This is a genomic window from Streptomyces sp. 150FB, from assembly GCF_000818195.1.
Classification (GTDB): domain Bacteria; phylum Actinomycetota; class Actinomycetes; order Streptomycetales; family Streptomycetaceae; genus Streptomyces.
Genome location: NZ_JTHL01000001.1, coordinates 6,635,943 through 6,647,574, shown reverse-complemented (window position 1 = coordinate 6,647,574; position 11,632 = coordinate 6,635,943). Strand labels below are relative to the sequence as shown.

At 69.8% G+C, this 11,632-nt stretch carries 11 protein-coding genes; 4 read left to right on the top strand and 7 right to left on the bottom strand.

The window, feature by feature from the left end:
- Together QR77_RS28830 and QR77_RS28825 are read right to left on the bottom strand one after the other, a co-directional pair.
- A partial coding sequence (locus QR77_RS28830; protein ID WP_236710843.1) for an ATP-binding domain-containing protein occupies positions 1–2,287 on the bottom strand: 2,287 nt, incomplete at its 3' end.
- A gap of 399 nt (positions 2,288–2,686) precedes the next feature.
- Positions 2,687–2,872 (bottom strand): hypothetical protein, encoded by a 186-nt coding sequence (locus QR77_RS28825; protein WP_040024950.1) that lies wholly within the window; start codon positions 2,870–2,872, stop codon positions 2,687–2,689.
- A 300-nt stretch (positions 2,873–3,172) separates the two neighbouring features.
- On the opposite strand from QR77_RS28825, the gene QR77_RS28820 reads away from it, so the two are divergent.
- The 3 genes from QR77_RS28820 (at position 3,173) to QR77_RS28810 (ending at position 6,527) form a co-directional block, all read left to right on the top strand.
- Positions 3,173–3,442, top strand: a complete 270-nt coding sequence (locus tag QR77_RS28820) for a hypothetical protein (protein ID WP_040024949.1) — start codon at positions 3,173–3,175, stop codon at positions 3,440–3,442.
- Positions 3,435–4,064 (top strand): DUF6879 family protein, encoded by a 630-nt coding sequence (locus QR77_RS28815; protein WP_040024948.1) that lies wholly within the window; start codon positions 3,435–3,437, stop codon positions 4,062–4,064. Before QR77_RS28820 ends, QR77_RS28815 begins: the two co-directional genes overlap by 8 nt.
- Positions 4,065–4,286: 222 nt before the next feature.
- Positions 4,287–6,527, top strand: a complete 2,241-nt coding sequence (locus QR77_RS28810) for a tetratricopeptide repeat protein (protein ID WP_201778828.1) — start codon at positions 4,287–4,289, stop codon at positions 6,525–6,527.
- Positions 6,528–6,573: 46 nt separating this feature from the next.
- Here the strand turns inward: QR77_RS28810 and QR77_RS28805 are convergent, their stop codons facing one another.
- The 3 genes from QR77_RS28805 to QR77_RS28795 form a co-directional block, all read right to left on the bottom strand.
- The gene (locus QR77_RS28805; RefSeq protein ID WP_040024947.1) at positions 6,574–6,972 is read right to left on the bottom strand and encodes a RidA family protein; all 399 of its coding nucleotides are present in this window, start codon (positions 6,970–6,972) and stop codon (positions 6,574–6,576) included.
- 97 nt (positions 6,973–7,069) lie between these two features.
- Positions 7,070–7,759 carry an IclR family transcriptional regulator gene (locus QR77_RS28800; protein ID WP_160310958.1) on the bottom strand — a complete coding sequence of 230 codons (690 nt, stop codon included), beginning with the start codon at positions 7,757–7,759 and terminating at the stop codon, positions 7,070–7,072.
- Between the two features lie 97 nt (positions 7,760–7,856).
- Positions 7,857–8,510: an SDR family NAD(P)-dependent oxidoreductase gene (locus tag QR77_RS28795; protein ID WP_040024945.1), complete on the bottom strand. Its 654-nt coding sequence runs from the start codon at positions 8,508–8,510 to the stop codon at positions 7,857–7,859.
- A 602-nt stretch (positions 8,511–9,112) separates the two neighbouring features.
- Here QR77_RS28795 and QR77_RS28790 point away from each other — a divergent pair.
- Positions 9,113–9,601: a CAP family protein gene (locus tag QR77_RS28790; protein WP_040028825.1), complete on the top strand. Its 489-nt coding sequence runs from the start codon at positions 9,113–9,115 to the stop codon at positions 9,599–9,601.
- Between the two features lie 111 nt (positions 9,602–9,712).
- On the opposite strand, the gene QR77_RS28785 is transcribed toward QR77_RS28790, so the two are convergent.
- Together QR77_RS28785 and QR77_RS42435 are read right to left on the bottom strand one after the other, a co-directional pair.
- Positions 9,713–9,910: a hypothetical protein gene (locus QR77_RS28785; RefSeq protein WP_040024944.1), complete on the bottom strand. Its 198-nt coding sequence runs from the start codon at positions 9,908–9,910 to the stop codon at positions 9,713–9,715.
- Positions 9,907–11,632 (bottom strand): amidase (locus QR77_RS42435; protein WP_201778827.1); only part of this gene is annotated, 1,726 nt, incomplete at its 5' end. The genes QR77_RS42435 and QR77_RS28785, both read right to left, overlap by 4 nt.

Sequence of the window (11,632 nt, the reverse complement as noted above, 5' to 3'; positions counted from 1 at the left end):
CGGGCTGGCGCTGCGGCTCCGTCGAGGCGATCCGGGACGGGGTGCCCGCGTCGCGTACGATCCCGAGCCGCTGCGTCGGACGGGTCAGCGCCACATAGAGATCGTTCGTGCCGCGCGACGAGGCGTCCATGATGGCTTCGGGGTCCACGACGACGACCGTGTCGAACTCGAGCCCCTTCGCCGCCCGCGCCGTGAGCAGCACCACCGGCCGGGTCAGGTCCGGTGTCACGCTCCACGAGGCGTCGGGCAGTTCGGCAGCGAGCACGGACAGCAGCCCGGGCGGTGCGATGACGGCGACCCGGCCTTCGCCCGCGTACTCCTTGGCCAACTCGGCGGTGGCGGCCGCGAGTTCGTCCCGCTTCACGGACCGTACGACCGGTCCGGTACCGGTCGAGCGCACGGAGCTGGGCGGCTCGAAGTCCGGGTCCGTCATGCGCCGCACCTCGGTGGCGACCGCCATGATCTCGGCGGGCGTACGGTAGTTGACGCCGAGCCTGGACAGCTTCCAGCGCTTGCCCACGTACGGTTCGAGGATCTGCTGCCAGGAGTCGCAGCCCGCGGCGTCGCCGGTCTGGGCCGGGTCCCCGACGAGTGTCATGGAACGGCTGGGGCAGCGGCGCATCAGCAACCGCCAGGCCATGGCGGACAGTTCCTGCGCCTCGTCGACGACGATATGGCCGAAGGCCCAGGTACGGTCGGCGGCGGCGCGCTCGGCGGCGGTACGGGTGTCGGTCTCCTCCTGGCGCTCGGAGAACCGCTCGGCGTCGATGATGTCGTGCGCGGCCAGCACCTCGGACTCGTCGTCCTCGAACTCCAGGGTGCGCGAGCCGTACGACAGCTCCAACACCCCCTGTGCGTAAGCGATCTGCTCCTGCTTGACCCGGGCGCGGGCCGCGCGTTCCCCGGTGTCGTCCTCACCGAGCAGCTCGGCGGCCTCGTCCAGCAGCGGCACATCGGCGGGCGTCCACTCGACCGGCGCGTCGGCGCCGGTGCGCGGTCCGGGCCGGCGTACGGCGGCGGCGTCCCGGTCGCCGAGCCTGCGCGGGTCGGCCAGGAAGTCGGACACGAACTGCTGCGGGCTCAGTGTCGGCCAGAGCGCGTCGATCGCGGCCTGTACGTCGGGACTGGTGGCGACCTCCTTGCCGAGCTGGGCGGCGTCGGTGGGGTCGAGGAGGTTGGGGCCACCGAGCGGGTCGGCGCCGAGCCGGTCGGTGAGCTGCGCGGTCAGGGCGTCGATGATCCGGAAGGCGAACTCGGGGCGGGCCAGATTGTGCGGCAGCCCGGACTCACGGGCGCGGCGCCTCGCCTCGTACGCCGTCTCGCGGTCCAGCAGGAGCGTGCCGTGGTCCTCGTGCGGGATCTCGACGGGCCGCCCGGGGTGCGGCAGCGTCTGCCGGTCGGCCAGCTCCTCGGCGAGCACCCGCGCCATGCTGATGCGCCCCTTGACCTCGGCGGCCCTCGGGGTGTCCGTACCGGTGGCCACGACACCGGGGAACAGCTCGGCGGTGGTCGACAGCAGCACCCCGGTCTCGCCGAGCGAGGGCAGCACTTCGCCGATGTACCCGAGGAAGGCGGGGTTGGGCCCGACGATCAGCACGGCTCGGCGGGCGAGCTGCTCGCGGAAGGCGTAGAGCAGATACGCGGCCCGGTGCAGCGCGACGGCGGTCTTCCCGGTGCCGGGTCCGCCTTCGACCACCAGCACACCGCGGTGCGGGGCGCGGATGACGCGGTCCTGCTCGGCCTGGATGGTCTGGACGATGTCGCTCATCCGCCCCGTACGCACGGAGTTGAGCGCGGAGAGCAGGACGGCGTCACCGTCGGGGTCCTCGTACCCGGTGCGGGTGGTGTCGGTGAGATCCATGATCTCGTCGTGCAGCGCGGTGACGCGGCGCGAATCGGTGGTGATGTGCCGTCGCCGGCGCAGCCCCATCGTCGAATAACCGGTGGCGAGATAGAAAGGCCGGGCCACGGGGGCACGCCAGTCGATCAGCAGAGGGGTACGTTCGGAGTCGTCCTGGCGCATTCCGATGCGCCCGATGTGGTGGCTGTCGCCGTCGGCGAGATCGATCCGGCCGAAACAGAGCCCGGATTCCACGGAATTGAGCGCCGACATCCGCCCCGACTGCTCGACCACGCTGATGTCGCGCTCCACCCGAGCCTGCCGACCAGTACTGACCTGCCCGATCGACGCCTCCATGGCGGCCTCGGCCTGCTCCCTGAGGGTATCGAGACGCTCATAGAGGTGGGAGATGAATTGCTGTTCATTCTGCAATTCCTCGGTTGACAATTCTACCCCTGTCCGATACGCTGATTCCAGTGACGTTCTCCATGCCTTGATTATGCCGAGGCGCGGAAACAATCAATATACGCAGAGGAACACCCCGGCCGTCAATTCGGACCGGGGATTTTTTCTGCCCGTTCCCGCACGGACATCGTCAGACCGTCACCGCGGTCCGCCGTAGAGCTGCACTCGACGCTCGCCCTCGGCGAAGCCGAGGGCGCGACAGGTCCGACCCGCGCGCCGCCGGGCGGACCGACTCCCCCAATTGCGTGGCGGTCGGAACGGAATACGTCAGGGCGCCGACACCGAGGGCCACGTGCACGACGGGATCACCGGCATCGCCGTTCCGAGTCAGTTCCCCTTCACCGGACCGGTGATACGACCGCGCGCCCCCGCGCCTTCCCTTTACGGGTGGCGCGCGAGATCGACCGGCGCGGACGCCGACGCCGGCCCCGCCTGCGAGGGCACCGGGACGGTCACGGCGCGCTCCTTGCGTACGGACTTCGCGGCCGCCGAGGTGGCACCGCGTCGGCCGCTCGGGTCGTCAGCGAGGTCCAGGTAGTCGAGTGTGGATGAGCCGACCAACAGCATGGGGTCTCCCGATGTCCGATGTCCGAGTGCCGAGATCTTCAGGCCGGTCAAGGAGCGAGTGCCCCGTGCACGGCGTTCCTCACCTCTCCGCCACAGGGGAGGATGTGCGCCGCACGGCGACGCACCAACCATCACCATCCCCCCTTCACCGCAAAGAGGTACCAAACCCCCCGCAAACCGGACTCAGCGGCGGAGCGGGGGCATTGGCGGGAACCTACCCCCACTATTCATTGCTCAGAGTAATCAACACGCATACAATGCGTATCAGTTGTGTCCTCACCGAGCCAATTGGAGGCAGACATGACACGCGCCTGGGAGGCGGACCCGTCCGCGTTATTCGAACGGCGGCTCGGAAAGTCGGCGGCGGAGTTAGGGAATTCCGACGGCAAGGACGATTGTCCGGACATCTGGCAGCTCGACAACGGCGACATCGCCGTAATCGGCCGAGACCTCACCGCCAGCTACGCGACCCGGATGCCGGAAGGCGTGTCGCTTGCCTCCGACGAGCGGCTGGTCGTCATTCCCGGGAACATGCTCGGCGCGGCGAAGCCGGACATCACGGATGTCTGAACTCTTCGCCCCTGCCCTCCCACCCGCGCTCGGTGAGAGGCTTTCCCGCGCGGACTACAAGCGCGAATTCTGGCAGCGCGACGCGGAGATCCGTAACGGCTCCGCCTGGAAGCTGGAGAGGCGACAGCACTTCGAGGAGCAGGGCAGCGCCAGCCGGGACGCGCTGCGGGAGGGCGCGTGGGACGAGGCGCTCCGGCGCATCGAGGAACGGCGTGACGCCTTGCTCGAAGAAGCCCGCGAGGACGAGCGACGGGGGTACGTCTTTCACCGTGTGCGCGTGGTCGAGCAGCCGCTGACGCCGTACGTCCAGTGGGAGCTGCACTCGTTGCTGCAGCGCGCCCTGTACGGCCAGCGCGTCCGGGTCGTGGACGCGGGAGTGGTGGCCGACGCCGAGCATTCGGGTCTCCTCCCGGAAGTGGTCATTCTCGACGGCGGGACTCTCTACAACGTCCTCTACACCGAGGAGGGGGCGTCCGAGGGCGCTGTCCGCTTCACGGATCCTGATCTCGTGGCGCGTTGGGAGAGTTACGTCAAAGCGCTCTATGAGGCCGGCGAAGAAATGGAATCGTTCTTCGACCGTGAAGTGGCGCACCTTCCCGCACCGAAAATTCAGCCGGAGTAGACCATCAAGAATCACGACGACGACCAGCGACGCCCCGGGAATTCCGGGAATTCACGCAGTTCCAGCAGTTCCAGCAGTTCCAGCAATGAACTGTCCGGAACCGCCTCGTCCCGCGATGTCGTACAGGCCGGAAACGTCAGCGGCGGAATTCACTTTCATGGCCCCGGCGTTGACAGCGGGAGCGGTCCCGGCGGTCCGACCCCGCGGCAGTTACCGGCCGATGTGCACGGGTTCGTCAACCGCAGCCATGAACTCGGCGAGTTGAACGCGGTTCTGGCCGACGACCACGGCGACGCGCTTGTCATCTCCGTATGCGTGATAGCCGGGACCGCCGGAGCGGGAAAGACATCGCTCGCTCTGCGGTGGGCGCATCAGGTACGGGACCGGTTCCCCGACGGGCAGCTTTACGTCAATCTGCGCGGCTACGACCCGGGAGAGCCGGTCACCGCGGGGGCCGCGCTGCACGGTTTCCTGACCGCGCTCGGCGTGCGGCCCGATTCCGTGCCGCAAGACCTCGACTCGGCGGCCGCGCTGTACCGCTCGCTGCTGGCCGACCGGCGGCTGCTCGTCGTCCTGGACAACGCCGCTTCGGTGGGCCAGGTCCGTCCGCTGCTGCCCGGCGGCGCGGGGTCGCTGACCGTCGTCACCAGCCGCAGCCGGCTCTCCGGCCTCGCCGTACGCGACGGCGCGCGGCGTCTGACCCTGGGCACGCTTCCCCAGGCGGAAGCCGTCGCGCTGCTCCGCGCCGTCACCGCCGGATACCGGCCGGAGGACGATCCGGACCTGCTCGCGGAGCTGGCAGGCCTGTGCGCACGGCTGCCGCTGGCCCTGCGAATCGCGGCCGAACGCGCCGCCAGCCACCCGCACATGCGTCTCGACGACCTCATCGCCGATCTCCGAGACGAATCCGCGCTCTGGGACGCCCTGAGCACCGGCGACGACGGCGACGCCGAAGCCGTTCGTACCGTATTCGCCTGGTCCTACCGCGCCCTCCCCGAACAGGCCGCCCGGCTCTTCCGTCTGCTCGGCCTCCACCCCGGACCCGAATTCGGCCTCCAGGCCGCCGCGGCGCTCGCCGCACTCGCCGTCCCCCGGACCCGGCAGCTCCTCGACTCCCTGGTCGGCGCCCACCTCCTGGAACAGACAGGGCACGACCGTTACGAATTCCACGATCTCCTCCGCGCCTACGCCACCGATCAGGCACACCACGAAGAACCACCGCATCTGCGCGATGGCGCACTGCGTCGTGTGCTGACCTGGTATCTGCACACCGCTGATGCCGCGCAGAGCCGGCTCAACCCCGCCGAAGCCCATCTGCCTCTCACCGGATCGGCGCCGGACCTGGACATACGTCCCACGGTCTTCGCGGACTACGACGCGGCGCTGGACTGGTCGGAACGCGAACACATGAACCTCGTCCAGGCAGTCCGCAGCGCGGCCACCGCCGGACTCGACCAGCTCGCCTGGCAGTTGGCCGCCGTCTTCTGGAACGCCCGGTCCTCCACCGCACCCCTCGCCGACTGGATGGCCGTAGGAGAGATCGCCCTGGAGGCGGCGCGCCGGTCCGGTGCTCCCGACGGGGAAGCGCAGTTACTCACCTCACTCGGGATGGACCACGCCAGGATCAACGACTTCGCCGAGAGTCTGCGGTGCCACCGGCGGGCGTTGGAGCTCCGGCGCGGTACGGGCGACCGGCTCGGCGAGGCGGACTCGCTCAACCTGATCGGTCTTGTCCATCTGCGAAGGAGGCAACTGGTCCAGGCAGCCGACCACTTCACCCAGGCCATCGCCCGATTCCGGGAAGAGGGTTCGGACCACTGGGCGGCCACCGCCCTGTCCAACCTCGCGACCGCGCACTACAACGCCGGGCGGCTGCCCGAGGCATCGGCCGTCGCCAGGGAAGCCCTTGAGGCACACCGCGCCCTCGACAACCAGCGAGGAGTGGGCAACTTGCTGCGCCTTGGGAGCTGTCTCCAGCTAGAACAGGGCGAGTTGGATGAGGCTCTGCGTTCGGCACAGCAGGCCCTGGCCATCGCCTCGGCCTTGCGCGACCAGCGGTTGGAGGCCTACTGGCTCCTCGCCCTGGCCGACGCCCAGCACACCCACGCGCGGAGCGCCGACGCGCTCATCTCGTACCAGCGCTCCGCCGCCCTGCACCGCCGCCTCGCCAACCGCAGCCGGGAGGCGCTCGCCTGGTACGGGGCCGGCAACACCTATCACGGGCTCGGGCGCGGCACCGAAGCCGCGCACTTCCATCGGCAGGCCGCCGCCACCCACCACGAACTCGGCGATGCCTGGAACGAAGCCCTCGCCCTCGACGGACTCGGCCGGGCTCTCGCCGCAACCGGGGACGCCGGAGCGGCCGCGCCGCACTGGGCCGAGGCACTGCGTCTGCTCGACGGCTATGACGACCCCCGCGCCATGGCGACCCGCGAAGACATCCGGCGCCGGATCGGTGCGTAGCTGGGCCGGTAGGTAGGCAGGTAGGTAGGTAGGTAGGCAGGTACGTTCAGTTCGACGCGGGCAGTGCCGCCAGTACGTCGATCTCGACGCGGAACGCCGGGTTCACCAGGCCTGCGACCTGGATCAGTGAGCTGGCCGGCGGTGCCGTCGCCGAGATGTACTCGTCCCTCGCCTCCCGGAAAGCCTCCAGGTCCTGGAGATCCGTGAGGTACACCGTCAGCTTGACCACGTGCTCCATGCCGGCGCCTGCCGCGCCGAGCGCCCGCCTGATGTTCTCGAAGACCTGCCTGGTCTGCGCGCGCGGGTCGTCAGGGCCGACGAGCCTGCCGTCCGCGTCCAGCGGTACCTGACCGGAGACCGCGAGTATCCGGCCGCTGAAGGCGACCGCGTGGCTGTAGCCGTGGACCGGCGGCATGCCCTCGGGCCGGACGTAATGCTGCTGCACAGCTTCCCCCTCCTACGGCTTCTCGTTGGTCAGATGCAAACACGCAGGCCGGTCCGCTGTCCAACGCGCGCCGTATGCCCTCCGCCCGCTCGCCGTCTCACCCCCCGTAGAAGTCTTCCCGCACCCTCAGCATCAGGGCCACCGACCGATCCTCGTCGAAACGGTCCGTCGGCGCCGCCATCGACAGCGCCAAGTACTCCTCGTCCGGCCCCAGCGAGACCGGCACGGCGACCGACGAGAGTCCCGGCCGGTACGTGTCCCGCTGCGCCGCGTAGCCCCGGCGCCGGATCCCGTCGAGGACCGCTCGGTCCGGTGTCGCGACGCCCGTGGCGCGCAGCCGCGACAGCCGGTCCTCCTCCGCGTACGCCAGCAGGACAAGACCCGACGCCGACGTCAGCGGCATACGGCTGCCGACGCGGATGTCGGCCCGTACCAACGCGTCGGACTCCACCCGCTGGATGATCAGGACTTCGTGCCCCTCCAGCACCGCCAGCGCCGCCGCCTCGCCCGTCGCCGCCGCCAACTCCCGCAGCGCGGGCAGCAACCGCTCCGCCAGGCCCGCCTGGTCGAGCGCCGCCTTGCCGACCCGCAGCGCACGCAAGGACAGGTAGTACTTCGCTTCCGGCGTCTGCCGCGCCCAGCCGGCGTGGACGAGCGTCTGGAGCTGCTGGTAGACCGTGCCCCGCTGCCCGCCGAGCCTGCGCGCCAGCTCGGACACGGACACCGGCTCCTCGACGGCGGCGAGCGCGTCCAGCACCTCCAGGCACCTCAGGGTCGACTGGATCAACCTCACACGCGGGGCAGGGGCGTTCAACGCACATCTTCCTCAGCGGTCGTACGGGTACGCGATCCACCGGGCGCCGGCGGATCGCGTACGAGCCTACTCACCGGCCGCCGTGCACCGCCTCCTGCTCCCACGCGTGGCGCGGTTGCGTGTGCAGCCGCCAGTAGTGCTCGGCTATGTCGTCCGGGTCGAAGGCCGTGCCCGGCGCGACGTGGCCGTTCACCGTGACGCTGGCCGCGTGCACGCCGAGCGGCCCGTACTCCTGGTCCAGCAGTGTCACCAGCGTCCGCACCCCGGCCTTGCCGAGCGAGAGGCTGACGTACTCCTTCTTCGGCTCGGGCATCCCGCCGGTGACGATGAACGAGCCGCCGCCGCGTTTCCCCATCCCCGGCGCCACATACGCCGCCGCCGAGAGCGCGCCGAGGACATTGACCGCCCAGATGTCGAGATGAGCCGTGAGCGACAACTCCCCCAAGGCGTCCGGCCGCACGACAGCCGCGTTGTACACCACGGCCTCCGGCGAACCGAGTTCGCGCTGGGCGTCGTCAAGTGCCTTACGCAGGCCGGCCTCGTCGCGGCTGTCGGCCGTCAGCGTGAGGACGCGGACACCGGTGTCCGCCAGGCTCGCCGCGGCGGCTTCGAGCGTCGCCTCGCTGCGCGCGACGAGGGCGACGGGCATGTTCTCCCGGGCGAACCGACGGGCTACCGCCCGGCCGATCCCGGGGCCCGCACCGATGACCACGACACCAGACATCTGTCTCTCCTCGACTCTTGCCTCGACTCTTGCCTCGGCTCTTGAACCTTTGCCGGCTTTCGCCGTCGTCGGACTGTCCGACCGTCCGATCAACGGATTGCCGGATCACCCGATCAGTCACAATGGAGAGGCTAAAAGCATCACATCAATGTGAAGGTCAACCCGGAAGAGACCCCTACGTATCGGTGACCCGCGCTGCCGAACGGCGGAGCGGCCGCGCTGCCGAGCGGCCGAGCGATCAAGCCGTCGGACTCCGGCGACAGCCTCGGTCACAATTGGTCAGTCTCGTGCCTAAACGGCGAACTGCCGTGTAATCAGGCGAAATTGGGGACGCATCGCATGAATGCCGCACGCTACCCGGTGGGTACCTCTGTCGCGACGGGGTGGCCCGGCCACCCGGAACCCGGACCGAAGGTGCGATGGTGTTGAAGCTCAGGAAGAACGGTGTCCTGCTGGCGGCTGGGGTACTGGCCTGCGTCGCTGCGGCGACCGGCGCCCCAACAGCCACGCAGGCAGCAGCTCAGGCACCGGCCCCGGCATCGGCCCACGCACCGGCCCAGGCACCGGCGCGAACGCCCGCGCAGCGAGCGGCGCTTGAGCCGTTGAGCGACACCACCGACCGCGGATTCCTGCGGGAGCTGCTGGCGTCGGTGAACAACTACCGTTCCCTGCACGGCGTCCCGCCCGTGAAGCTGGACAAGCGGGTGACGCGGTACGCCAAGTCCCGGGCGCGGACGGTGTCCTCGTACGAGGCACTTGCCGAGGCCCACAAAGGCCTCGATCACAAGTACGGCGAGAACCTCTTCTGGTACAGCTCAGCCCGCAAGAACCGGCTCGCGGGGTCGGTGGCGGTGAAGGAGTGGTACGACGAGAGCGCGAAGTACGACTTCGACGCCGCTCAATTCAGCCGTGACACCGGCCACTTCACCCAGCTCGTCTGGAAGGGCAGCACAAGGATCGGCGCCGCCCGTGTTTCCGGCAAGGGCGACCGGTGGCGCGAGAGTTATGTCGTTGTGGACTTCGCCCCGCCGGGAAACGTGGTGGGCGCCTTCAAGGAGAACGTCCTCCCCCCGAAGGGCGACCGGCGCTAGCTCGCGGGGTTATGACGGCCGTACGCCTGCCCTCTATATGACTCGACATGACGTGCCGTCACATCACATAGAGGGCCAGGGTGTACGGAGACGGACGACCACACGGGACCGTCAGCGGGCCGGGGGCTTCAAGGACTCCGAGCCGGTCTCGTACGGGTAGTACTCGGTGCCCAGTTTCGGAAGCCAGCCGACCGTGGCAATGGGGTCGGTACCGTCCGCCGGGTGCTGGGGTGGCAGGCCCGCGTTGATGACCGGGGTCCAGGGGACCGTGAGGAACGTCGGCGGTGTCGGCGTCGTCGGCGGTGTCATCGGAGGGCCTCCTCAGCCACCAGCGGGTCGTTGGAGAGTTCCGGCGGTGTCGCGTCCTTCTTGACGATCAGGGTGTGCGGCTTCGTCGTGGCGGTGCCCGGCTTCGGGTCGGGCGGGGCCGCGTTGTGGTACTCGGGGTAGTGGTCCTGGTAGTCGATGGCCGCCTGGACGATCTCGGGCTCGCTGAAGCGCGGGCCCCAGAACTGGGCCGTGATCGGCAGGCCCGCGTCCGTCGAGTCGTAGCCGACGGGGAAGGACACCATGGGCCAGGCCAGCGCGTTGGGCAACTGGTAGTAGGCGCGGTAGACAGGGAAGCCGCCGCCCTGGCGGGGGCCTATCTGTGCGCCGAGGCTCATCACGAGCATGAAGTCGACGCCCGCCGCGTCCAGCGCCGCCTGGTAGTTGGCCTGGAGGGTCCGCCTGCGGTGTTCGCCCTCGGTGCGGGCGGACGCGGGGACGCCGCCGCCGAGGCGGGCCGCCGACTCGAAGGACGTACTCGTGTCGTTCGGGCCCTTGCGCCCGTACTGGGCGAGCAGCGCCGCCGCCTGGTCGGCGGGCCTGCTCGCGGCGAACTCACCCACCGCCTGCCAGTAGTTGATCTCGTAGCGGTTGGGGCTGAGGACCGCCGAGGAGGGCGAGATCGCCGAGCCGTCGACCGTCGCGAGGACGTCGGTGCTGTTGAAGTACGGGTCGTTCTCGGGCTTCGTGACGTCCAGGCCCTCGAACTCCACCACTTTCGCGCCGAGCGCGGTCAGTTGCCGCCGGAGCCTCTCGAACGCGGCCCGGTGGTCGGTGTCGTACGTCTGCTGCGGCGGCGTGCCCACCTGGATGCCCTCGGACGTACGCATCCAGTCCGTCTGCGGGATGCCGACGGTGATCCCGGCCAGCGGTCGCTTGCCCCGGCGCGGTGTCAGCGGCAGCGCGGGGAACGGGTCGGGCGCCGACAGCGTCAGCGGGTCGTTCGCCGGGTCGGGGCCGTGGATGACGGAGAGGATCAGCGAAGCGTCCCGCATCGAGCGGGCGATCGGGCCGAGGACGTCGTAGCCGGGCGACAGTGGCATCAGGCCGGCGACGGACGACGTGCCGAGCGAGGGCTTGATGCCGCTGGCGCCGTTCGCCGCCGACGGCATCATGATCGAGCCGCCGGTCTCCTCGCCGATGCAGGCCGCGGCGAGCCGCGCGACCGCCGCGACCCCGCTGCCCTGGCTGGAGCCGCCGGGCACGTACGGGAGTCCCCACGCGTTGCCGGCGAACGTGCCGGTGATGGAGCCGGAGAACGCCGAGCACACGGTGTGCCCGAGGATCACCGCCCCCGCCGCCCGCAGCCGCGCCACCACGGTGGCGTCGCGCAGCGCCGTGTTGCCGTCGAAGGCGTGGCTGCCGTCCTTGGCGTCGAGGCCCTTGACGGCAACGGAGTCCTTGATGCCCATGGGTATGCCGAGGAGCGGCGGCAGCGCGTCCTTGTCCTTCTTGCTGTGCGCCTTCGCGAACCGCGCGTCCGCGGCCTTGGCCGCCGCGAGCGCGCCGTCCCGGTCGAGTCGTACGAACGCGTTGTACAGGCCGTTGTCGCCGTACGTCTCGAACGGGCCGTTGAAACGGTCGATACGGTCGAGGTACGCCTTGGTGACCGCGACCGAGGTGGTCCGGCCGGCCCGCAGCAGCGCGGCCAGCTCCACGACCTCGTAGTCGACGAGTCTGGATCTCTTGCGTATCGCGGAGACA